The 21,527-nt window shown below is 73.1% G+C and carries 19 protein-coding genes; 8 read left to right on the top strand and 11 right to left on the bottom strand.

Going from position 1 to position 21,527, the window contains the following annotated elements; translation table 11 throughout:
* Positions 1-102 precede the first annotated feature (102 nt).
* Entirely contained in the window at positions 103-1,800 is a 1,698-nt protein-coding gene (locus BLT82_RS31575) for an FG-GAP repeat domain-containing protein (RefSeq protein WP_093661083.1), read from the top strand.
* 98 nt (positions 1,801-1,898) lie between these two features.
* On the opposite strand, the gene BLT82_RS31570 is transcribed toward BLT82_RS31575, so the two are convergent.
* The gene (locus BLT82_RS31570; protein ID WP_093661080.1) at positions 1,899-3,293 is read right to left on the bottom strand and encodes an NAD(P)/FAD-dependent oxidoreductase; all 1,395 of its coding nucleotides are present in this window, start codon (positions 3,291-3,293) and stop codon (positions 1,899-1,901) included.
* A gap of 38 nt (positions 3,294-3,331) precedes the next feature.
* Between BLT82_RS31570 and BLT82_RS31565 the strand changes: the two genes are divergently transcribed.
* The gene (locus tag BLT82_RS31565; protein WP_404205617.1) at positions 3,332-4,294 is read left to right on the top strand and encodes an aminoglycoside phosphotransferase family protein; all 963 of its coding nucleotides are present in this window, start codon (positions 3,332-3,334) and stop codon (positions 4,292-4,294) included.
* Between the two features lie 43 nt (positions 4,295-4,337).
* Here BLT82_RS31565 and BLT82_RS31560 read toward each other — a convergent pair whose 3' ends face one another.
* Positions 4,338-5,333: a zinc-binding dehydrogenase gene (locus BLT82_RS31560; RefSeq protein WP_093661076.1), complete on the bottom strand. Its 996-nt coding sequence runs from the start codon at positions 5,331-5,333 to the stop codon at positions 4,338-4,340.
* Positions 5,334-5,497: 164 nt separating this feature from the next.
* The gene (locus BLT82_RS31555; protein ID WP_093661074.1) at positions 5,498-6,679 is read right to left on the bottom strand and encodes an NAD(P)-binding protein; all 1,182 of its coding nucleotides are present in this window, start codon (positions 6,677-6,679) and stop codon (positions 5,498-5,500) included.
* 89 nt (positions 6,680-6,768) lie between these two features.
* Here BLT82_RS31555 and BLT82_RS31550 point away from each other — a divergent pair, with 89 nt between their 5' ends.
* Entirely contained in the window at positions 6,769-7,443 is a 675-nt protein-coding gene (locus tag BLT82_RS31550; protein WP_093661072.1) for a pentapeptide repeat-containing protein, read from the top strand.
* Between the two features lie 82 nt (positions 7,444-7,525).
* Here BLT82_RS31550 and BLT82_RS31545 read toward each other — a convergent pair whose 3' ends face one another.
* The 3 genes from BLT82_RS31545 to BLT82_RS31530 all read right to left on the bottom strand — a co-directional run bounded on the left by BLT82_RS31545 (position 7,526) and on the right by BLT82_RS31530 (position 10,277).
* Positions 7,526-8,026, bottom strand: coding sequence for a hypothetical protein (locus BLT82_RS31545; RefSeq protein ID WP_093661070.1), 501 nt, complete (start codon positions 8,024-8,026; stop codon positions 7,526-7,528).
* A gap of 485 nt (positions 8,027-8,511) precedes the next feature.
* On the bottom strand, positions 8,512-9,135 hold the full coding sequence (locus tag BLT82_RS31535; RefSeq protein ID WP_093661066.1) for a response regulator: 624 nt from the start codon (positions 9,133-9,135) through the stop codon (positions 8,512-8,514).
* Positions 9,132-10,277 (bottom strand): sensor histidine kinase, encoded by a 1,146-nt coding sequence (locus BLT82_RS31530; protein WP_244529807.1) that lies wholly within the window; start codon positions 10,275-10,277, stop codon positions 9,132-9,134. Before BLT82_RS31530 ends, BLT82_RS31535 begins: the two co-directional genes overlap by 4 nt.
* Positions 10,278-10,683: 406 nt before the next feature.
* Between BLT82_RS31530 and BLT82_RS31525 the strand changes: the two genes are divergently transcribed.
* Together BLT82_RS31525 and BLT82_RS31520 are read left to right on the top strand one after the other, a co-directional pair.
* Positions 10,684-11,241, top strand: a complete 558-nt coding sequence (locus BLT82_RS31525; RefSeq protein WP_093661064.1) for a GlcG/HbpS family heme-binding protein — start codon at positions 10,684-10,686, stop codon at positions 11,239-11,241.
* Between the two features lie 179 nt (positions 11,242-11,420).
* Positions 11,421-12,824 carry a M1 family metallopeptidase gene (locus BLT82_RS31520; protein WP_093661062.1) on the top strand — a complete coding sequence of 468 codons (1,404 nt, stop codon included), beginning with the start codon at positions 11,421-11,423 and terminating at the stop codon, positions 12,822-12,824.
* A gap of 156 nt (positions 12,825-12,980) precedes the next feature.
* On the opposite strand, the gene BLT82_RS31515 is transcribed toward BLT82_RS31520, so the two are convergent.
* Positions 12,981-13,556, bottom strand: coding sequence for a TerD family protein (locus BLT82_RS31515; protein WP_093661060.1), 576 nt, complete (start codon positions 13,554-13,556; stop codon positions 12,981-12,983).
* Between the two features lie 148 nt (positions 13,557-13,704).
* On the opposite strand from BLT82_RS31515, the gene arfB reads away from it, so the two are divergent.
* Positions 13,705-14,139, top strand: a complete 435-nt coding sequence (gene arfB / locus BLT82_RS31510) for an alternative ribosome rescue aminoacyl-tRNA hydrolase ArfB (protein ID WP_093661237.1) — start codon at positions 13,705-13,707, stop codon at positions 14,137-14,139.
* 177 nt (positions 14,140-14,316) lie between these two features.
* Here arfB and BLT82_RS31505 read toward each other — a convergent pair whose 3' ends face one another.
* Positions 14,317-14,880, bottom strand: coding sequence for a flavin reductase family protein (locus BLT82_RS31505; RefSeq protein WP_208868102.1), 564 nt, complete (start codon positions 14,878-14,880; stop codon positions 14,317-14,319).
* A 401-nt stretch (positions 14,881-15,281) separates the two neighbouring features.
* On the opposite strand from BLT82_RS31505, the gene cdgB reads away from it, so the two are divergent.
* Both cdgB and BLT82_RS31495 read left to right on the top strand, forming a co-directional pair.
* On the top strand, positions 15,282-16,991 hold the full coding sequence (gene cdgB / locus BLT82_RS31500) for a diguanylate cyclase CdgB (protein ID WP_093661056.1): 1,710 nt from the start codon (positions 15,282-15,284) through the stop codon (positions 16,989-16,991).
* A gap of 134 nt (positions 16,992-17,125) precedes the next feature.
* Positions 17,126-18,103, top strand: coding sequence for a CBM35 domain-containing protein (locus BLT82_RS31495; protein ID WP_093661054.1), 978 nt, complete (start codon positions 17,126-17,128; stop codon positions 18,101-18,103).
* 133 nt (positions 18,104-18,236) lie between these two features.
* Here BLT82_RS31495 and BLT82_RS31490 read toward each other — a convergent pair whose 3' ends face one another.
* From BLT82_RS31490 to BLT82_RS31480, 3 genes are all read right to left on the bottom strand, one after another.
* Positions 18,237-19,163, bottom strand: a complete 927-nt coding sequence (locus tag BLT82_RS31490; protein WP_093661052.1) for a 1-phosphofructokinase family hexose kinase — start codon at positions 19,161-19,163, stop codon at positions 18,237-18,239.
* 120 nt (positions 19,164-19,283) lie between these two features.
* The gene (nagA, locus tag BLT82_RS31485; RefSeq protein ID WP_093661050.1) at positions 19,284-20,420 is read right to left on the bottom strand and encodes an N-acetylglucosamine-6-phosphate deacetylase; all 1,137 of its coding nucleotides are present in this window, start codon (positions 20,418-20,420) and stop codon (positions 19,284-19,286) included.
* Positions 20,420-21,370 carry an ROK family protein gene (locus tag BLT82_RS31480; protein WP_093661048.1) on the bottom strand — a complete coding sequence of 317 codons (951 nt, stop codon included), beginning with the start codon at positions 21,368-21,370 and terminating at the stop codon, positions 20,420-20,422. Before BLT82_RS31480 ends, nagA begins: the two co-directional genes overlap by 1 nt.
* Positions 21,371-21,527: the final 157 nt, after the last annotated feature.

Below are 21,527 nucleotides of genomic sequence, written 5' to 3'. Positions count from 1 at the left end.
TGCGGTCGTTACCGGCTGGTGTACCTTCACCGGGCGCCAGGGGGGGGAATCCTGGCGCTGCGCGGCAGCACACTGCCGCTCTCACCACACGAGGAACGCTGTATGCGCAGACTCTTCGCGATCGGGGGGTCGGTGGCCCTGCTGGCCACCACCGGAATCACCATGGCGGCGCCCGCCGTCGCGGACGACGGCTACTCATTCGACTTCCACCGGCCCCGCATCGTGCTCCAGCCCGGGGAGGGGTGGGCCGAGCTCGGCCCCGGCAGTGTCACGGGCTCCCCGGACGGGACCCTGGTGTACGCCGTCAGCAAGAAGCCGCTGACGGACCCGGCGTGGACCGGCGGCGGTGCACCGGCCGGGCTCACCGTCTCGACCTACGACGACTGCGACAAGGCCGCCGGCGTCGCCGGCGTGTACCTCTGCCCGACGTCGGACGACAGCATGTTCCCGACCCCGACCGTGGAGGCCGCGCAGTCGGCGGCGGCCGACACGACGATGCACTACGGCGTGGTCTACGCGCCCCGGGGCTCGGACATCGGCGAGGCGATCAAGGCCGCTCAGACGGCGGGTTCCCGCCCGGCGGACGGCACCCACGCCGCCCGTACGGTGACCGTGCGGACGGCCGCACAGGTCGCTCAGAACACCCTGAAGCTGACCACGCCCGACCTTCCGGCAGGCGGGACCGCCACGCACACGGTGAACGTCCACGCGGTCGACGCGGCCAGGCTCGCGCTCTCCGTCGAGTCCCCCGAGGGGCAGCGGCAGTGGGACGAGGACGAGCTCGAGGTCGACGTGGTCTCGGTGAACGGCGCCGGCGCCCAGTGCGACCACGTGACCGGCACCCTGTCCGAGTCCGGGGGCGAGTACCTGTGGTGCGAGGTCGCCCCGGGCGACACCACGGTGACGTACACCCTGAAGGCCGCGGCCGACGTGGCCGCCTGGCGGGTCAGGACCAACGCCGTGTACGAGGTGTACGACTTCGGCACCGGCAACCCGGAGACGAGCAGCACGTTCGCCGTGCAGAGCAGCCGTCCGGTGCCCGAGCGGCACGCCCTCTTCGCCCGGGACAAGACGGGCGTGCTGTGGGAGTACAAGGGCACGGGCAAGGCCGCTGCCCCGTACGCCGAGCGCGAGAGCATCGAGGACGGCTGGCAGCGCTACAGCGCGATGACGAAGCTCTCGGCGCTCACGGCCCACAACACCGGCGCCGGCATCGTCGCCCGCGACACGTCCGGCGTGCTCTGGTACCACGCGATGTCCGGCGACTACTCGGCCCTCAAGCCGAATGCGCGCGTCGGCAGCGGCTGGAACGTGTACAGCTCGATCACCGGCCTCGGGGACGTGACCGGCGACGGCAAGGCGGACCTGATGGCCCGCGACACCTCCGGCGTCTTCTGGCTGTACGAGGGCTCGGGCGGCACGACCGACCCGTTCAAGCCGCGTGTGCGGATCGGCAGCGGCTGGAACGTGTACACGCAGACCACGGGCGTCGGCGAGTTCACCGGGGATGGCAAGGCCGATCTCCTGGCCGTCGACCGCTACGGGAAGCTGTGGCTGTACGCCGGCACGGGACGTGCGGCGGCACCCTTCGCCCCGCGGGTCCAGGTGGGCAACGGCTGGAACATCTACAACATCGTCAACGGTGCCGGGGACCTCAACCAGGACGGCAGGCCGGACCTCGTCGCCCGGGACGGCGCCGGCCAGTTGTGGCTGTACAACGGGACCGGCAACGCCGCCGCCCCGTACAAGCCGCGCACGCTGATCGGCAAGGGCTGGAGCACGTACAACAACCTGATCTGACCGAGGAGTCGGAACATGGGGCGGGCCCGGTACGACGCGATGTCGCACCGGGCCCGCCCGTCTGTCCGCCTGCCCTCCGGACGCGTCCTCGGCGTCGGTCAGCGGCGGCCGGAGATCCGGTTCGCGAGTGTGGCGATGCGCGCCGTGTCCGCGGTGTGGTGGGTGAGTTCGTGGCGGTCGGCGCTGCGGTAGGCGGCGTAGAGGGTGTGGACGCCGAGCCAGCGGAGGGGCTCGGGTTCCCACTTGCGGACCTTGTGGCCGACCCAGGGGAGCGCGGTGAGATCGGTGGGACCGGCCTGGCCGGAGTCCTGCTGGATCAGGTCGCGGAGGGTGCGGGCGGCGAGGTTGGCGGTGGCCACGCCGGAGCCGACGTAGCCGCCCGCCCAGCCGAGGCCGGTGGAGCGGTCCAGGGTGACGGTGGCGCACCAGTCGCGGGGGACGCCGAGGACGCCGGACCAGGCGTGGGTGATCTCCGTGCCGGTGAGCTGGGGGAAGAACCGGACGAGTACGGCCCTGAGGGCGTCGACGGTGGCCGCCTGGGTGCTGCCGTCGTCGTCCGTGCGGGAGCCGTAGCGGTACGGGACGCCCCGGCCGCCGAGCGCGATGCGGTCGTCGGCGGTGCGCTGGGCGTACATGTAGGCGTGGGCCATGTCGCCGAGGGTCTCGCGGCCGGACCAGCCGATCTCCTCCCAGACCTCCGCGGGGAGCGGCGCGGTGGCGATCATGGAGGAGTTCATGGGGAGCCAGGTCCGGCGCAGGCCGGCCAGGGAGGCGGTGAAGCCCTCGGTGCAGCGGATGACGTACGGCGCGCGGACGGTGCCGTAGGGAGTGACGGCGTGCTTGGGTCTGATCTCCGTGACGGGGGTGGACTCGTGGACGGTGACGCCGAGTGCCTCGACGGCGGTGGCGAGCCCCTTGAGGAGCTTCACGGGGTGCAGCCGGGCGCCGTGCGGGGTCCAGCTCGAGCCGACGGCTCCGGCGACTCGGACGCGCTCGGCGGTCTCCCGGGCGCCGTACAGTTCACGGTCCTTCTCGCCGAAGGCGACCTCGGTGGCGTGGAAGGCCCTGAGACGGGCGAGTTGGGCGGGCGTGTAGGCGACTTCGAGGACGCCGCCCCGGTGGATACCGGCGTCGATGCCCTCCTCCGCGGCGGTGCGTACCACCTCGTCGACGGTGTTGTTCATGGCCTGCTGGAGGCGTACGGCGGCGTCGTGGCCGTGGAGGCGGGCGTAGCGGTCGCGGCCCGCGATGCCGTTGTACAGCCAGCCGCCGTTGCGTCCGGAGGCGCCGTAGCCGCAGAACTTGGCCTCGAGGACGGTGATGTTGAGGAAGGGGACGGCCTTCTTGAGGTAGTACGCCGTCCACAGCCCCGTGTATCCGCCACCGACGATGCACACATCGGCGGTCGAGTCGCCCGCCAGGGGTTCGCGCGGGGCGGGTATGCCGTCGTCCGCGTACCAGAAGGAGATGCCGCCGTTGATCGTGCTCGTCATGGGGCTGTTCGTACACCGGTGGCTGTCGGACTGTCCAGGTGGGCCGGGGCGGGCGGTCGTACGATCCACGCGTGATCGAGATTCCCGGTGAACTGGTCGTGACGCAGCTCCGGTACAACGGCGAGGCGGGTCGTGCGTTCGTCGCGGCGCTGCCGGGTCTGGCCGAGGAGTTCACCCAGCGGTGGGGGCTGCGTGTCACCGGGCGTCCCATGAACGGGGCCGCCTCGCTGGTGCTGCCGGTGGTGCGGACGGCGGACGGCACGCGCGCGGCGCTCAAGATGCAACTGGCTGACGAGGAGACGGTGGGCGAACCGCTGGGTCTGCGGATCTGGGCGGGGGCCGGGGCGGTACGGCTCCTGGAGCACGACGCCGCGACGGGGACCATGCTCCTGGAGTGGCTGGGCCTGCCTCCCGGTGCCGGGCGGCCCGGGAGCGCGGTGGGCGAGCGGCGTCATCTGTCGGACGTGGCGGACGGGACACGGGCCGTCGAGGTGCTGGCGGATCTGCTGGCGCGGCTGACGGCGGTGCCCGCGCCCGCCGAGGGGCTGCGGCGGCTCGGGGACATCGCGGCGGGGATGCTGGAGCGGCTGCCGGGGGCGCTGGCCGCGCTGGTGGACGCGGAGGACCGGCGGCTGCTGAGGGACTGCGCGGCGGCGGTGCGCGAGGTCATGGGTGAGCCCGGGGACCGGCTGCTGCACTGGGACCTGCACTACGACAACGTGCTGGCCGCCGAGCGGGAGCCGTGGCTCGCGATCGACCCCAAGCCGCTGGCCGGCGATCCGGGGTTCGACCTCATGCCCGCGCTCGACAACCGCTTCGACGCGGACGCGACGAGCCGGCGTTTCGACCTGCTGACCGAGCGGCTGGGCCTCGACCGGGAGCGGGCACGGGCGTGGACGCTGGGGCGGGTCCTGCAGAACGGGCTGTGGGACGCGGAGGACGGCGAGAGGCGGCTCCGGCCGGAGCAGGTGTCCATCGCCCGGAGCCTGCTGGCGCGTTGACCGGGAGGGCGCGCCGGGACGGGGCGCGTGCCGACCGGGAGGATCACGGGACCAGGACGACCTTGCCGATCGTGCCGCGCGTCTCCAGGGCGCGGTGCGCGGCCGCCGCCTCGGCCAGGGGGAAGCGGTGGACGGCGGGGCGCAGCCGGCCGGCGGTGGCCTCGGCGAGGGAGCGGGTCTCGAGGGCGCGCAGGCCACCGGCCTTCTCGAGCATGGCGGGGCCGAGCACCGACTCGGACGTGATGCCGCGTTCGGCGAGTTCCCGTTCGGTGAAGGTGAGGGCGGAGCCGTCGCGGATGCCCTGGCTGGACCAGCCGAAGACGATGTGCCGGCCGCCCTTGCCGAGCAGGTCGACGGCGGCGCGGCCGGTCTCCCCGCCGACCGAGTCGTAGACGACGGTGACGGCCCTGTCGCCGAGGTGGGCGCGGACCTCGCCGGGCCAGTCGGGGAGCGTGTAGTCGACGGCGAGATCGGCACCGTTGGCGGCCACGCGCGCGGTCTTCCCGGGGCCGCCGGCGAGGCCGACGACGGTGGCACCCGCGTTCTTGGCGTACTGGACGAGGAGGGTGCCGATGCCCCCGGCCGCGGCGGGGACGATCACGACGGAGTCGGGGCCGAGTTCGGTGTACTGGAGGATTCCGAGGGCGGTACGGCCGGTGCCGATCATGGCGACCGCCTCCGCCTCCCCGAGCCCGTCGGCGATCTCGTGGAGCCGGCCGGCGTCCGTGACGGCGAGTTCGGCGTAGCCGCCGGGAGCCGTGCCTAGGTGGGCGACGACACGCTTGCCGAGCCAGCCCGCGTCGGTGCCCTCGCCGACGCGGTCGACGGTTCCGGAGACCTCGCGGCCGGGGACGGTGGGCAGGTCGGCGGGTCCGGGGAAGGGCCCCGGCAGGCCTTCGCGCAGGGCGGCGTCGAGGAGGTGGACCCCGGCGGCGGCGACGGCGATCCGGACCTGGCCGGGGCCGGGCTCCGGGTCGTCGACGGTCTCGTGGACGAGGTTGTCGGCCGGGCCGAAGGCATGGAGACGGACGGCGTGCATGGTGGCTCCCCGTGCTGGGTGCGAGGCCAGGGCGCCGGATCGGTACGGGACACGGGGTGTCCGGCGTTCCGTACCGGGCGCCGTGCGGCGTTGGTGCGTCCACTCTTCAACCTCGAGCAAGGTTGAGGTCAAGCCCTGTCGGGCGGGCTCCCGGTCGGTCCCGCTCAGGCGCGGTCGGGGTCGAGACGTGCCGCCCGCACCGCGAGGGTCGCCGCCTCCAGGGCGCTGGTGAACGACACCTCCGAGAGCAGGCCGGGGGCCGCGACCTGGTCGCCCGCCAGGAAGACGCCGTCGCCGCGGTCGATGCGGGGGCGGTCGCGCCAGGTCGTACCGGGGCGGTCGACGGCGCCCGTGCGGCCCGCGGCGACGGACTCGCGACGCCACGTGGTGCGTTCGCGCCAGCCGGGGAAGCCGAGGTCGAGGAGGTGCTCCCCGCGTGCGACCCCGTCGGCCCGGGACTCGTCGGGGGCGAGCGGGAACTGGGCCTGGACGAGTTGCTGCCCGGCGGGAGCGAGGGACGGGTCCTGAGCGGTGAAGCGCTCGAGCCAGCCGGGGGCGTCGAGATCGGAGATCGCGAAGGGGTCGCCCCTGCGGGTGCGCAGCGCCAGGTCGACCAGTGCCGTACGGCCGCTTTCCCAGCGCAGGGACTCGTCGCCGAGGAGCCGTCGGGCGGCGTCGAGGGACGTGGCGACGACGACCGGGCCGTCCTCGGGAAGCGTGTCGACCCGGGAGCCGGTCTCGATCCGGACGCCCGAGTTCCAGGCGTGGTCGATCATCCGCTCGATCAGACCGCCCCAGCCGCCGCGCGGATAGCGCGCCTCGGGTGGGAGCTTCGCCGCGCGGCGCAGCCGCTGGTGGACGAAGGCCGCGGAGAGAGAGCCCGGGTCGTGGTGGAAGAGCGCGACGGCACTGAAGTTGGCCGCGGCGCGTGCCCCCTTCTCGCCGACGAGCCCCGCGGCCCAGGACAGGAAGTCGCTGTCCACGGGGGCTTCACCCGGGCCGTGCCGCAGAAGGCGCAGCAGTGCGGCAGGCGGGACGCGGCGGAGCCGCCCGCCGCGGTGGATCCGCAGCCGGGCGGCTTCGCGCGGAGGGAGAGGGGCGAGCGGGCCGATGAGGTCGCGCTGGGCCAGCCAGGTCCAGTGCGGGCCGCCGTCGTAGAGGGCGTGGGGCCCCTCGTTGGTGCGGTACGGGCCCTCCGCCGTGCGGGCCCGGCCGCCGGGTGTGCGATGGGACTCGTGGAGGGTGACGCGGGCGCCCGACTCCGCGGCCGCTATGGCCGCGGTGAGTCCGGCGAAACCGGCGCCGATGACGGTGATGCGGGGCTGGGTGGCCACGGTCTGCTCCATTCGTCGTCCTGCCCCGGGGACGGATGGCGGGGCCGGCTTCGTGACATCGGGGCCGGGGCGATGTCAGTGGTGTGCGTCACCATGGGCCCATGGTGCGGAGGTCCGGGAAGACACGGGTGGCGGCGGCGCGGCGGCCGGAGGTGCGGCTGCCGCCGCTGCGTCCGTACGAGGGCGGCGGGCTGGAGCCGGACGGCGACCACGACGGGGTCGAGCTGGCCGGTCTGGATCTGTCGGGTGGGGACGGGGCGGGCGCGCGGTTCCTGGACTGCGCGCTGCGGGACTGTGTGCTGGACGAGACCTCGCTGGTGAACGCCCGGTTCATCGACTCGGTCCTGACGGGCGTGCGCGGGGTGGGGACGGACCTCGCGGGCGCCTCGCTGCGGGACTCGGAGGTCGTGGAGGCACGGCTGGGCGGTGTGCAGCTGCACGGCGCGGAGCTGGAGCGCGTCGTGGTGCGGGGCGGGAAGATCGACTACCTGAACCTCCGCAACGCCCGGTTGAAGGACGTGGTGTTCGAGGGGTGCGTGCTGTCCGAGCCGGACTTCGGTGCCGCGCGGCTGGAGCGGGTGGAGTTCCGTGACTGCGCGCTGCGCGGGGCGGACTTCAGCGGCGCCCGGATGCGGGACGTCGACCTGCGGCAGGTGACGGAGCTCGTTCTCGCCCGAGGAGTTGAAGGGCTGTCGGGAGCGGTGATCAGTACGGCCCAACTGCTCGACCTGGCACCTGCGTTCGCTGCGCAGGCGGGGGTGCGCGTGGAGGACTGAGCGCGACGGGGTGCCGCGGGCGGGCTTCGGGGCGGACGCCTGCCGGCGGCGGGGCGCCCGGGGGAGAGGGGGAGCCGGGGCCTCAGGGCAGGCGCGGGAAGCGGGCCTGGAGGTCCCAGACGACGGGGTTGTCGGCGAGCCCCTCGTGCATGTCGGTGAGGTCGGCGACGAGGTCGTGCAGGAAGTCCCGTGCCTCGCGGCGCAGTTCGCCGTGGCTGAAGGTGAGCGGGGCCTCGTCTCCGGGCATCCAGTCGGCTTCGACGTCCACCCAGCCGAAGCGGCGCTCGAAGAGCATGCGGTCGGCCGACTCGGTGAAGTCGATCTCCGCGTACTGCGGCTGCGCGGCCCGGCTGCCCTTCGGGTCCCGGTCCAGCCGCTCCACGATGTCGCACAGTGCCCAAGCGAAGTCGAGCACCGGCACCCATCCCCAGGCCGTGGACACCTCACGGTCGGCCTTGGTGTCGGCGAGGTAGACGTCGCCGCAGAAGAGGTCGTGGCGCAGGGCGTGGACGTCCGCGGTCCGGTAGTCGGTCTGCGGAGGGTCCGGGAAGCGCCGGGAGAGGGAGTAGCCGATGTCGAGCACGCTCCGATGGTGTCACGGCGAAGCGGCTCGTTCGCACGTTCGGGTGATCGCCGACGGATTCCGGGCGGGAGCCGCCCTCTGGGCTGGGAGTGCCGCTCCGCGCGAGGGAGGCCCGCCGTGGCACTGCCAGTTCCCGAGCACGAGCCGTACGACTCCCAGGACGACACGCCCGACTATGCGTCCCTCGTCATGTCGGCGAGGAACAAGATCCCCGGCACGACCGCGGAGGAAGCCTTCGACGTGTTCGGTGCGGCCGCCCCCGAGGGGTGGCGCGTGGAGTTGATCGAAGAAGGGGAGATCCACGTGACGCCTCCCGCCGACGGCGAGCACACGGCCTTCCGGGGACGACTACCGGAGCCAGGCGACGTACAGGCTCTCCGAGGCCGTCCCGCTCCCCGAGCCACTCGCCTTCGACCTCGACACCGGCAGGTTCCGAGGGCGCCGCGGCGCAGGGGGAGGGGCCGTCGTCCGCGCACCGCGGGCGCTCAGGGGAGCAGTCGCCGCTCCTTCGCCACCGCCACCGCGCCCGCCCGGGTGTCGACGCCCAGCTTGGCGTAGATGCGGCCCAGATGGGTCTTCACCGTCGCCTCGCTGATGAACAGCGCACGGGCGATCTCGCGGTTTCCCAGGCCCTGGGCGAGCTGGCCCAGGATGTCGAGTTCACGTGCCGTCAGCGCGGGGCGGGCGGTGCCGCGCATGTGGTCCATCACCCGGCCGGCGACCGGCGCCGAGAGCGCGGTGCGGCCTCGGGCGGAGGAGTGGATCGCGGCGAAGAGCTCCTCGGGGCGTTCGGCCTTCAGCAGATAGCCGGTCGCGCCCGCCTCGATGGCCCGGATGACGTCGGCGTCCGTGTCGTACGTCGTCAGGACCAGGACGTGCACGCCGGGCAGCGCGGTGATGCGGCGGGTGGCCTCCACGCCGTCCATGCCCGGGCCCAGCTGGAGGTCCATCAGCACCACGTCCGGCAGCAGCTTCGCCGCCATGGCGACCGCCTCCTCACCGCTGCCCGCCTCGCCGACGACCTCGATGCCGGGCTCGCTGCCGAGCAGCGCGAGCAGCCCGGCCCGTACGACGGCGTGGTCGTCGCAGAGCAGGATCCGCACGGTCATGGCGACTCCGGGGTCTTCGGCGGCTTCGGGTCCATCGGGGGCGCCAGCGGGATGGCGGCCGAGAGCACCGTGCCCTCCCCGGGCGCGGACTCGACGGTCAGCGTGCCACCGAGCTGCCGCGCCCGCGCGCGCATCGCGGGCAGTCCGTGGCCGCGGACCCCCCGCTGCACGTCCGCGGGTTCGAATCCCCGGCCGTCGTCCGCGATGTCGAGGACGACCTGGTCGCCGAGGTAGGTGAGGGTCAGCGCGGCGGTGCCCGCTCCGGCGTGCTCACGGACGTTGGCCAGGGCGCCCTGGGCGATGCGCAGCAGCGCCGACTGGACACGGTCGGGCAGCGGGACCGCCGCGCCGTCGACCCGGAGGCCCGCGGACTCCCGCTCGGCGAGCGTCCGCAGAGCCTCCTCCAGGCCGCCGCCCTCCGCGAGGTCGACCGGTGCGAGGTCGTGGACGAAGCGGCGTGCCTCGGCGAGACTGCGCTCCGCGATGGACTCGGCTGTACGGACATGGCGCCGCGCGGTCGCCGGGTCCCCGTCCCAGACGCGGTCCGCGGCCTGCAGCAGCATCTGCTGGCTGGACAGTCCCTGGGCGAGGGTGTCGTGGATCTCCATGGACAGCCGCTGGCGCTCGGCGAGCGTGCCCTCGCGGCGCTCGGTGGCGGCCAGTTCACGACGGGTCCTGAGCAGATCGTCGATCAGCGCGCGCTGCCGGGCGGAGAGACGTTCCGCGTGGACGAACACTGCGGTCGCGATGGCGGCGACCGCCGGCGGTGCGATGACCAGGTTCGGGTCGAAGCCGCCGTCCGCGAGCTCGAGCTGCGCGGCCACGACGAAGGAGGTGAGCAGCGCGACGAGCACGAGCGCGGCGCGCGGCGGGAGGGTGCGCAGGCCGGTGTAGAAGAGGGGCACGGCGCACCAGGCGAAGCTCGGCGCGAGCACGACGAGGACCATCCAGACGGCGACGACGGAGCCGAGCCAGGCGAGGCGGCGGGGCGTGGCCCGGGAACCGAGGACCGGGCCCAGGACGTACAGCCCCGCGAGCGCCGCCGAGAGTCCCACGATCCAGGGGGAGCGGTCCTCCCAGGGGTGCCGCAGCAGATAGCGCACGAGTGAGGCGCCGAGCAGCAGGAAGAACGCGGCGTGCATGACGCGTGCGAGCCATCGGGCGTCGGGGTCCCGAGCAGGGGACCGGAGCTCGCCGGGGGTCTGGTACACCGTCCACCACTCCTCGCCGACCTGCACGGATGTCCCCATGGTGACCCCGCGGGGCCGGGGGCGCATCAGCCGATCGGCCGACCCGTCCGTCGTCCGTCACGGCGGCCGGACGCATCCGCTCCGTCGACCGTGAGGGGCCGTGCCCGGCCTGAGGATCGATGGCGGGGCGACGCCCGTGGCCCCGCCGACCCAGCCGGCTGCCTGCGGCCGGTCGGCCGACCGCGCCAGGCGGCCGTCGACCGGATGCGGATGTCTGTGCCCGTGTGCCCTGTGTGCCTGCGTGTCCGTGCGCACGGCCTTCGGCCGGCCGGCTGTTCGCCCGTTGAGGAGTTGTCCCATGAAGAAGTTCTCGCCGCTCACCCGAGTCCTGACCGGTGCCGTCGCCGTCGCCGCGCTCGGCGCCGGCACCGTCGGCGCTGTCGCCGCGAACGCCTCCGCCCCGGCCGCCGCCGTACCGGCCGCGGTGAAGGCCGATGCCGCGAACGGCGATCTGCACCAGACCACGCACCTGACCGTCGCGGCGGCCACCAGGGCCGCCCAGGCGGTGCTGGAGGCCGCGCGGGACGAGAACCAGCGCGTGACCGTGGCCGTGGTCGACCGCAACGGCAACACCGTGGTCGTCCTTCGCGGCGACGGCGCGGGACCGCAGTCGTACGAGTCCGCCGAGCGCAAGGCGTACACCGCGGTCTCGTGGAACGCGCCCACCTCCGAGCTCGCGGAGCGGCTCCGGCAGACGCCGAACCTGAAGGACATCCCCGGCACGCTGTTCCTCGGTGGCGGTGCCCCGGTCCGGTCGAAGGGTGCCCCGATCGCGGGCATCGGGGTCGCGGGCGCCCCGAGCGGTGACCTCGACGAGAGGTTCGCCCGGGCCGGTGTCGCCGCCCTCGCCGGGTAGCGCGGCGCCGGCCCCTCCTCCCCGGGCCGGGCGTGCCGGGAAGCTCTGCCCGAGCGGAGGCGCGCCCCTCCCCGGCGGAGGAGCGCCGCCCTCCTCGCCCCGAGGGCCCGCTGCGCCGCCGTGCGGGAGATCACCGCACCGCCCGACGGAGTCGGACATTCCGCACATAGGATCGCCATGTGGACCAGCGATCTCTCCTCCGTGCCCTGGCGCCCGTCGCCGCCCTCCTCGTGCTCACGGCCTCGGCCTGCACGGAGAGCGGCGACGGGGCCGGCGCCGGCGGAAGCCCCGGAGCGGCGGGGCTGCGCGATCCCTACTTCCCCGAACTGGGCAACGGCGGCTACGACGTACAGCACTACGACCTGGCCCTCGACTACGACCCGAAGCCGAACCGGCTGCGCGGCACCGCGACCCTCACCGCTCGTGCCACCCAGGACCTCAGCGCCTTCAACCTCGACCTGCACGGTCTGACCGTCGACGGCGTGACCGTGAACGGCGCCCCGGCCGCGGTCGACCGCGCGGGAAACGAGGTGGGCGTCCGCCCGCGCGAGGCGATCGCCGACGGCAGCACCTTCAAGACCGTCGTCAGGTACTCCGGCAGCCCGAGGACCGTGAAGGACCCGGACGGCTCCGAGGAGGGCTGGCTGAGGACCGAGGACGGGGCCCTCGCGCTCGGCGAGCCGCAGGGCTCGATGGCGTGGTTCCCCGGCAACCACCACCCCAGCGACAAGGCCGCGTACGACATCTCCGTCACCGTGCCGAAGGGGCTCACCGCGGTTTCCAACGGGGAGCTGAGGTCCCAGCGGCCGGTGGCGGGCGGCAGCAGGACCGCCTTCGCATGGCACTCGCCCGAGCCGATGGCGAGCTATCTCGCGACCGTCGGCATCGGCGAGTACGACGTGAAGACCTCACGCCCCGCGAGAGGCGTGCCCGAGTTCACGGCCGTGGACAGGACCGTCTCCGCGCAGAGCGAGAAGGTGCGCGCCCGTATCCCGGAGGTGCTGGAGTGGGCGCAGGAGAACTTCGGCCCGTACCCCTTCTCGTCCACCGGGGCGATCGTCGAACGCGCGGACGACGTGAACTACGCGCTGGAGACGCAGACGCGGCCCGTGTACCCGGCCGGCGCGTTCAACGAGGAGTTCCTCGTCCATGAGCTGGCCCACCAGTGGTACGGCAACTCGGTCTCGCCCAAGGCGTGGAAGGACGTGTGGCTGAACGAGGCCTTCGCGACCTACGCGGAGTGGCTCTACGACGAGGACTTCCGGGGCGTCCCGGCGCAGAAGCGCTTCGAGAAGGAATTCGAGGACGACGGCAACTGGGCCTTCCCGCCCGCCGAACCGCCGACGGACGACCTGCTGGGCGCGCCGGTGTACGGGCGCGGCGCGATGGTCCTCCACAAGGTCCGGCAGGCCGTCGGCGACGACGCGTTCTTCGCCCTTCTGAAGGGCTGGCCGCAGGAGCACCGGCACGGCAACGCGTCCACCGAGGACTTCACCGCCTATGTGGAGGAGAAGACCGGCGAGGACCTGACCGGGCTGTGGGACGTCTGGTTGTACGGCGACGGCAGGCCCGCGAAGCCGTAGCCCGCGTCGTATCCGGCCGCCGGCGACGGATGTGTCCGGGCGGGGCCGTGGCTCGTGGCGACGGCGGATTCCGTGGGCGGCGGCTGTGCCCGTGCCCGTGGAGATGTGCCGAAGGTCCCGGCCGGGACGGCGGCCGGGACCTTCGGGGCGCGTGCGTCAGACGTTGACGCCGAAGTCCTGGGCGATGCCGACCAGGCCGGAGGCGTAACCCTGGCCGACCGCACGGAACTTCCACTCGGCGCCGCTGCGGTACAGCTCGCCGAAGACCATGGCGGTCTCGGTGGCGGCGTCCTCGCTCAGGTCGTACCGGGCGATCTCCGCGCCGCCCGCCTGGTTCACGATGCGGATGTAGGCGTTGCGCACCTGACCGAAGTTCTGGCTGCGGTTCTCGGCGTCGTAGATGGAGACCGGGAAGACGATCTTGTCGACGTCCGCCGCGAGCCCGGCCAGGTTGACGTTGATCTGCTCGTCGTCGCCGCCGCCCTCGCCGGTGCGGTTGTCACCGGTGTGGACGATGGACTGGTCCGGCGTGGACTTGTTGTTGAAGAAGACGAAGTGGCCGTCGGAGACGACCTTCCCGCCGTTGTTGACCGCGATCGCGGAGGCGTCGAGGTCGAAGTCGGTGCCGGTGGTCGTGCGGACGTCCCAGCCGAGGCCCACCGTGACGGCGGTCAGGCCCGGTGCCTCCTTGGTGAGCGAGACGTTGCCGCCCTTGGACAGGCTTACAGCCATGGGGAGGTCCCTTTCCTGGTCGAGTGCAGTGCGGTCGGGCTTCGTGCTTCCCGAAGCTACCGTCACCGTCCTTAACGCGGACCGAGTGCCACCAGGTTCCCCGCCGTCCGTGAAAAGAACGTGACGCGGGTCGTCCGTGGACGCGACCATGGGACGTATGTCCGGGCCCTATCTCATCCGCGGCTCGGTCTCCCTGCCGGAGGCCGAGCTCATCTGGCGTTTCTCGCGGTCGTCGGGTCCCGGCGGCCAGCACGTCAACACGAGCGACTCCCAGGTGGAGCTGCGCTTCGACCTCGCGGCGACGGAGGCACTGCCCGCCGTGTGGAAGGAGCGGGCGCTGGAGCGCCTGGCGTCCCGGCTGAACGACGGCGTGATCAGTGTCCGGTCGTCCGAGCACCGCTCGCAGTGGCGCAACCGGGAGGCGGCGGCGGTGCGTCTGGCCGCGCTGCTCGCGGAGGCCACCGCTCCGCCCCCGCGGCCGCGCCGGCCGACGAAGATCCCACGCGGCATCAACGAACGCCGCCTGCGCGAGAAGAAGCGCCGGGGAGAGACCAAGCGCGGCCGCAGCGCCCGCGACTGGTGAGTCCGGCGGTACGGGCCGGTCGCCGCGGACCCCGTGCCGCTCCCGGTGCCGACCCGGACCGCGGCGGGACGGCCTCCGGGCCCGTCGCCGGGCCGAGCGCGGTCGCCGCGGGGTGGGGCGGCCCGGACCGCCCCCTCCGCTCCGTCCCCCGCCGGGATCGCGGGACCTCGCAGTGCCTCAGCCCAAGTGCCGGTAGCGCCCGCGGAAGTAGGTCAGGGGGCCGGCGTCCGAGCCGGGGAGGCCCGCCTTGAGGACGCGGCCGATCACGAGGGTGTGGTCGCCCGCCTCGACGCGCTGTTCGGTTCGGCATTCGAGGACCGCCAGCGCCCCGCCAATCAGGGGCGCGCCGCACACCTCCCCGCGGGTGTACGCGATGTCCTCGAAGAGGAGCCGGTCGCTGATGCGCCCCTTCATGGCGAACCGGCCGGCGATGTGCCGCTGGCTCTCGGAGAGCACCGACGCGCCCCACGTGGGCTGTTCGGCCAGCAGGTCGTCCATGCGTGAGCCGTTGCGCAGGCTCACGAGCACGAGCGGGGGGTCGAGCGAGACCGACGTGAACGCCGTCGCCGTCATGCCGACGTCCTCCCCGCGCGGCCCGTCCTCCGTCAGTGGCGGCTCGTGCGCCGTGATCAGCACCACGCCGGCGGCCAGCCGGGACATGGCGGCACGGAACTCGTCGTCGCTCACCCCCTCAGCATGGGGGATGGTCGCGGTACTCGGGGTGGGACTCGTCTGGGGCACGGCCGCACGCTAACCGCGCCCCGCGCTCCGCCACATCGGGCCAGAGGACCAGCCGGGTCCTAGGACTCCGGGCCGGGGAGGCCCGCTCGTGCGGCCGGCGGTCGGACTCCTGTCCGAATCGCTGTCCGGTTCCTGGCCGGTTCCCGTACGGATGCTGTCCGGTCGGTCCGGAACCTGTCCGAATTTGCGTTCAAGAAGGATGGAACGCCCCTGCGGCGCACGCGATCCCCATCATTATCTGTTGTGACTTGGGTCACAGAGCCCAGTATTTGTTGACCCTGTGTACCGGGTGTACAGCTCGCTGTGATTCAGTGGCGGGGACGCTGCGCCAAAAGGGTGCACCAGTGGAGCCGATGAGAAACCTGGAGTCAGCTGTTCGAGGGTCTCGGGGAGAGCGAGCGATGGAGACCGAGTCGGAGCCGTACGTCCGTCTTGCGACCCTGAGGCAGCTGCATCAGGTCGTGGCGAACCTCAACACGGCCCGCAGCCTGGCGGACACGCTGCAGACCGTCGCCGACGGCATCGTGGCCGGGCTGGGGTACGAGCTGGCATGCGTCAATCTCGTACGCCCTGACGGGGATCTCGTCGTCGCCGCGTTCGCCGGGAACACCGCGGCGGAAGCCCTGATCACGGGGCGAGTCGGCTCCCGTGCCTCCTGGGAGCGCCGGCTCGGCATGGGCGAGGCATGGGGCGAGCTGCGCTTCATACCGCACACCGAGGGCTGGGTGCTTCTGGAGGACGACGTTCCGCAGTGGTACACGGAGGGTCCGGAGCCGCGCTTCGAAGGTGAGTGGCACCCCCAGGACCGGCTCTACGCGCCGATGTACGCCTCGGGCGGCGGACGCGAGCTGCTCGGCGTCATCTCGGTCGACAAGCCCCGCAACGGGCGCCGCCCGGGTGCCTGGGGCCAGGAAGCGCTCCAGATGTACGCGTCCCAGGCGGCGATTGCGATCAGCAACGCCCGGCTCCGAGCAAACATGCAGCGCGCGCTGGTCCGCCTGGAACGCGAGCAGCAGGCCCTGCGCGCCAGCGAGGAGTCGTTCCGGCAGGCGTTCGAGTACGCGCCGAGCGGCATGGCCATCGCGGAGATGGGCGGCGACCAGCACGGCCGGCTGCTCCGCACCAACGACGCCCTCTGCCGGCTGCTCGGCCGCCCCGCGTCTGCGATGCGCCGGTACTCCTTCGCCGATCTCGTCCACCCCGAGGACATCGGCACGCTGCTGCGGACCTCCGCCGAGGGCGGCCGCGCCGAGCTGCGCCTCGGCCGCCGCGACGGCACGTACGTCTGGGTCTCGCTGCGCAACTCCGTCGTCGCCGACGCCGCGGACGGCCCCCGCTTCCTGCTCACGCACGTGGAGGACATCGAGGAGCGCAAGCGGCACGAGCTCCACCTCGCGCACCGGGCCAGCCACGACGCGCTGACCGGGCTGCCCAACAACGCCGAGCTGCGCGCCCGGCTCAGCGCCCGGCTGTGCGAACGGCCCCAGGGCGTGCGGCAGGAGGCCGGCCGGACCCTGGACGTGCCCGACTGCCCCTACGGCGACTACGCGGACGGGGGCTACGGCGAGAGCGGCTACGCGGGTGGATACGACGAGGGCGACGCCGAGAACGGCTTCCGCGCGGACGGCTTCGACTTCGACGGGCCCGGCATCCCGTACGACCACCATGTGCATGCCGTCGCGCCCGCCACGGACGGCGGGGTCGACGACGGCACCAAGGGCCTCGCCGTCCTCTTCTGCGACCTGGACGGCTTCAAGTCGATCAACGACCGCTTCGGCCACAACACCGGCGACGCCGTCCTCATCGAGGTCGCGCGCCGGCTCACCACCGGTGTGCGGGACGGGGACACCGTCGCCCGGCTCGGAGGTGACGAATTCGTCGTCCTCGCCGACGGCCTCGGCGCCGCCGACGCCGCCGACCTGGCCGTTCGCCTCCGGAACGCGATCATTCCGCCGATCCGGGTGGACGGACGGGCGGTCCGGGTCGGCGCGAGTTTCGGAATCGGTTGGGCGGTCTGCGGCATGTCCGTCGAAGAGGTGCTGCAGTCCGCCGACCAGCGGATGTACATCGAGAAGCGGTCACGGGCCAAGGTCCACAGACGCGCCGGATAGGGGTCCGCGCATGCGCCGGACCATGGAAGCGGGGGAACCGTTCGGGCCCCGAGCGCCGTCCTTGGAGTAGCTCAGACGGGGTAGGCTCGGCCGGTCGGCGACGGCTGGCGAGCAAGGATAGGAGTGACCCAGGGATGACGGCCGGGAACAACGGCGCGAGCAAGCCCGAGGACGACGATCCGTTCGGCTACCTGTACGCGGACGGGCAGCAGGCGGGCGGCACCTCGACTCCCCGCCAGGGCGGCTACGGCTACCCCGGTCCGGCCGCCCAGCCCGGTGTGCCCAGGACGTCGTACAACCAGGTCAGAACGGTCGGCGAGCGCCAGTACGGCCAGCAGTCGCAGGCCGGGCAGCAGTACGGCCAGGTCCCGCACCAGGCCCAGTACGGCCAGCAGCCCAGCCCCCAGTACGCGGCGCCCGAGACCTACCCCGGCGGCGCCCCGACCCGCCAGGTCCCGATGCCCTCGGGCGGCGGGAACGGCCGGGGTCGCGGGCCGAACACCAGGGGCCTGCTCATCGGCGCCGTCGCGGTCGTGGCCGTGGTGGTGATCGGTATCACCGTGGCGCTGATGACGAACGGTGACGACAAGACCGAGAACCCCCGGGCCGGCCAGAACAACACCGCTCCCGCGGACGAGGTCGGCCCGAGCGACGACCCCGGGAAGGACGACGGGGAGAAGCCGGTCGAGCTGCCGAAGCAGGACGCGGCGACGCTGCGCCTCGGCCCGCCGGCGGTACTCGCCAAGGACATCAAGGGCGCGGAGGGCGCCGACGGCGCCTATGTGACCGGCTTCAACGCGGTCGGCGCCTCGGTGACGTGGAACGCGAACATCGAGCAGGAGGGCCAGTACCGCCTCTACGTGCGGTACGCCATCCCCGCCAAGGACGCCAACGCGACCCTCTCGGTCAACGGCAAGGCGAACAGCAACCCCATCGGTCTGAAGAACTTCATCGGCTCCAAGGACCCGAACTGGGAGAAGAACTGGCAGACCACCTGGGCGCCCGTGAACCTGAAGAAGGGCCAGAACGAGATCAAGCTCTCGTGCGAGCAGGGCAACCAGTGCGACGCGATCCTCGACTACCTCGAGGTCAGGACCGGCGCGCCGAACTGATCGCCGCCGCGTCGTGAGTCGCGCCCCGGACGGAATCCGCTTCCGCCGGGGCGCTTCGTCGTTCTCCCTGCCTCTGCCTCTGCCTCTGCCTCTGCCTCTGCCGACCGGGCCGGGGACGGGCGGTGTCAAGGCGTCACGCCGCCGGGGCGTGCTCCGTGACCGTGATCCGGGGGAGCAGATCCTCGTAGGAGGCGCGGTCGAAGTCGCCGGCCGTCGGGGAGAGGACGGTGGCCGTGGCGAGGGCCACGGCGCGGACGAGGCGGTCCGGCCAGGGAAGGGCATCGACGAGGCCCGAGAGCAGCCCGGCGACGGCCGAGTCGCCGGCGCCGGTCGGGTTGCCGAGGACCTTCCCGGGCGGGGTGGCCTGCCAGATGCCCTCGGGTGTGGCCGCGAGGATGCCGTCCGGGCCGAGGGAGGAGACCACCGTGCGGGCGCCGCGGCGACGGGCCGCGTGCGTGGCGCGCAGCGGCTCGCGGGAGCCGGTGAGCTGGGCCAGCTCGTCGGCGTTCGGCTTGACCAGGTCGGGGCGGGCCGCGATGCCGCGGCGCAGCGGTTCCCCACTGGTGTCCAGCAGCGTCGGGACGCCGGCGGCGCGGGCCCGGCGGACCAGCTCGGCATAGGCCCCGACGTGGATGCCCGGCGGGAGGCTGCCGCACAGCGCGACCACTTCGGCCTCGCGCAGCAGCGACTCGTACGTCGTGAGGAACGCGGCCCATTCCTCGGGCGTGACGGTCGGGCCCGGCTCGTTGAACTGGGTGGTGTCACCCGTGGCGGCGTCGACCACGGCGAGCGTGCGACGGGTGTTCCCGGCGACCGGCACGAGCGCGTCCCGCAAGGGGAGTCCGGCCAGCCGGTCGCGCAGGGTCTCGCCGTTGGGGCCTCCCGCGAATCCGGTGACGACCGCCTCGTGGCCGAGCGCCCCCAGCACCCGGGCGACGTTCAGTCCCTTGCCGCCGGGCCGTTCACCGACCTCGGAGACGCGGTGGGAGCTGTGCGGGACGAGGGCGGGAACGCGGTAGGTCAGGTCGAGGGCGGTGTTCAGCGTGACCGTGAGGATCACCGTGACACCCCCTGAGCATGCGTTCGTCTTCGCCGGACGGGTCCTGATCATGCCAAAAACCGGGCGGTTGGCCCAGCCCCCCGTAGGCCAACCGCCCCAACCCGCCGCGCTCCGGGCGCGCTACGGCTCGACCACCCACGCGCCCTTGCGCATCACACCCTTGAGCCGGAAGCCGGAGTCCAGCACGACGAGGTCGGCGTCCTTGCCCGCCTCGATCGAGCCCACCCTGTCGTGGAGGCCCAGCAGCCGGGCCGGGTTCAGGGAGATCGCCCGGACGATGTCCTCGACGGGCAGCCCGTCGACGGTCGCGGCCCGGCGGAACGCGGTGTCCAGGGTGAGGGTGGAGCCGGCGATCGAGCCGCCCTCCACGAGCCGGGCGACGCCCTCCTTGACCTCGACCGCCAGCGGCCCCAGGTGGTAGACACCGTCGCCGAAGCCCGCCGCGTCCATCGCGTCCGTGATGAACGCGACCCGGGCCGCGCCCGCGCGGTGGAAGGCCAGCTCCAGAGCCGCCGGGTGCAGATGCGTACCGTCGTTGATCAGCTCGACGGTGACCCGCTCGTCCTCCAGCAGCGCCGCGATCGGGCCGGGGGCCCGGTGGCCGAGGGCGGGCATCGCGTTGAAGAGGTGCGTGGCGACCGTGGCGCCCGCGTCGATCGCCTGGACGGTCTGCTCGTACGTGGCGTCGGTGTGGCCGATCGCGGCGATCACGCCGTGCTCGGCGAGCAGCCGTACGGACTCGATGCCGCCGGGCAGTTCGGTGGCGAGGGTGACCATCCGCGCGGTGCCGCGGGCGGCGTCGAGCAGCTTGCGCACCTCGGCGGGGTCGGGGTCGCGCAGCAGCTCCTCGCTGTGCGCGCCCTTGCGGCAGGGCGAGATGAACGGGCCCTCGAAGTGGATGCCGGCCAGGTCGCCCTGCTCCACCAGCTCGGAGAGGAACCCGGCGCGGTGGGTGAGGAAGTCCATGTCGCCGGTCACGGTGGAGGCGACCATCGTCGTGGTGCCGTGCTCGTGGTGGGTGCGCACGCCGGTGAGGACGTCCTCGGCCGACCCGGAGGTGAAGGAGGCCCCTCCGCCGCCGTGGTTGTGCATGTCCACGAAGCCGGGGACCAGCCAGTGGCCGGACAGGTCGACGGAGGGGGCGTCGGCGGGTGCGTGCCCGGCGATCCGGGTCCCCTCGACGGTCACCCGCCCGTTCTCGACGACCCCGGTGGGCAGCACCACCCGGGCGCCCGTGAGAACCATCCGGTCGGCCATCAGCCGGTTACCTCCGTGGTGAGTGTGTCGGATGTGTCGAGCAGGTCCCAGGCGAGGAGCCCGGCGCCGAGGCAGCCGGCGGTGTCGCCGAGGGCCGCCGGGACGATCGCGGGCAGCTTCTGGAACGTGACCCGTGCCTCCACCGCGGCCCGCAGCGGTGTGAACAAGGTTTCTCCGGCCTCCGCGAGCCCGCCACCGATGATCAGCGTGCGGGGGTCCAGCAGGGTGAGGGCGGTGACCAGCCCGTCGGCGAGGGCGTCGACGGCTTCCTGCCACACGCGCGCCGCGGTCTCGTCCCCGGAGACGACGGCCTTGGCGCAGTCGGCTGCGTCCGCGTCGGGGTCGCCGCTCGCGGCCGCCCATGCGCGGGACACGGCGGAGGCCGAGGCGAGGGTCTCCAGACAGCCGCGCTGTCCGCAGCCGCACTCCGGGCCGCCGGACCGGACGACGACGTGGCCGATCTCGCCGGCGCAGCCGTGCGCGCCCTCCTCGATCGCGCCGCCGATGCCGATGGCCCCGGCGATGCCCGTGCCGAGCGGGACGAACAGGAAGCGGTCCGTGCCGCGGCCCGCCCCGATGCGCCCCTCGGCGAGGCCGCCGGTGCGGACGTCGTGGCCGAGGGCGACGGGCACCCCGCCGAGCCGTTCCCCGAGGAGTGCGCGCAGGGGGACGTCGCGCCAGCCGAGGTTGGCCGCGTAGACGGCGATGCCGTTCGCGGTGTCGACGATGCCGGGCACCGCGACGCCCGCCGCCGCCGCGCTCCGGCCGTACCGCTCCTCGCCGTGGGCGCGCAGTTCGGCGGCGAAGCCGAGGATGTCCTCGACGACGGCCTCGGGCCCGCGTTCCCTGCCGGTCGCTCTGCGTGACTCGTACAGCAGAGTGCCGTCCGCCCCGACGAGGGCGGCCTTCATCCCGGTGCCGCCCACATCGAGGGCGATGACGTGTCTCACGCGTACAGTCTCGCGCGTTGAACGGGAAAAGGTCTAGTCCACTGCTCGGATTGTTGCGCACGTATACAAAGTGGTGACCGGTCCCGTTTCGCAATCGTCCGCGAGGTGGTGTAGACCTCTACCTTTAAGGATCAAGCACAACAAGGTGGGGAACAGA

The organism is Streptomyces wuyuanensis, from assembly GCF_900103455.1.
Classification (GTDB): domain Bacteria; phylum Actinomycetota; class Actinomycetes; order Streptomycetales; family Streptomycetaceae; genus Streptomyces; species Streptomyces wuyuanensis.
This window is presented reverse-complemented; position numbering and strand designations above follow the sequence as displayed.

Coding starts and splice junctions, on each gene's coding strand:
- BLT82_RS31535 (WP_093661066.1), bottom strand. CDS start 9,135: ATGACCGTGCGGATCCTGCTCTGCGACGACCACGCCGTCGTACGGGCC.
- BLT82_RS31575 (WP_093661083.1), top strand. CDS start 103: ATGCGCAGACTCTTCGCGATCGGGGGGTCGGTGGCCCTGCTGGCCACC.
- nagA (WP_093661050.1), bottom strand. CDS start 20,420: ATGGCCGACCGGATGGTTCTCACGGGCGCCCGGGTGGTGCTGCCCACC.
- BLT82_RS31560 (WP_093661076.1), bottom strand. CDS start 5,333: ATGCACGCCGTCCGTCTCCATGCCTTCGGCCCGGCCGACAACCTCGTC.
- cdgB (WP_093661056.1), top strand. CDS start 15,282: ATGGAGACCGAGTCGGAGCCGTACGTCCGTCTTGCGACCCTGAGGCAG.
- BLT82_RS31555 (WP_093661074.1), bottom strand. CDS start 6,679: ATGGAGCAGACCGTGGCCACCCAGCCCCGCATCACCGTCATCGGCGCC.
- BLT82_RS31550 (WP_093661072.1), top strand. CDS start 6,769: ATGGTGCGGAGGTCCGGGAAGACACGGGTGGCGGCGGCGCGGCGGCCG.
- BLT82_RS31495 (WP_093661054.1), top strand. CDS start 17,126: ATGACGGCCGGGAACAACGGCGCGAGCAAGCCCGAGGACGACGATCCG.
- BLT82_RS31570 (WP_093661080.1), bottom strand. CDS start 3,293: ATGACGAGCACGATCAACGGCGGCATCTCCTTCTGGTACGCGGACGAC.
- BLT82_RS31525 (WP_093661064.1), top strand. CDS start 10,684: ATGAAGAAGTTCTCGCCGCTCACCCGAGTCCTGACCGGTGCCGTCGCC.
- BLT82_RS31530 (WP_244529807.1), bottom strand. CDS start 10,277: ATGCACGCCGCGTTCTTCCTGCTGCTCGGCGCCTCACTCGTGCGCTAT.
- BLT82_RS31515 (WP_093661060.1), bottom strand. CDS start 13,556: ATGGCTGTAAGCCTGTCCAAGGGCGGCAACGTCTCGCTCACCAAGGAG.
- arfB (WP_093661237.1), top strand. CDS start 13,705: ATGGGACGTATGTCCGGGCCCTATCTCATCCGCGGCTCGGTCTCCCTG.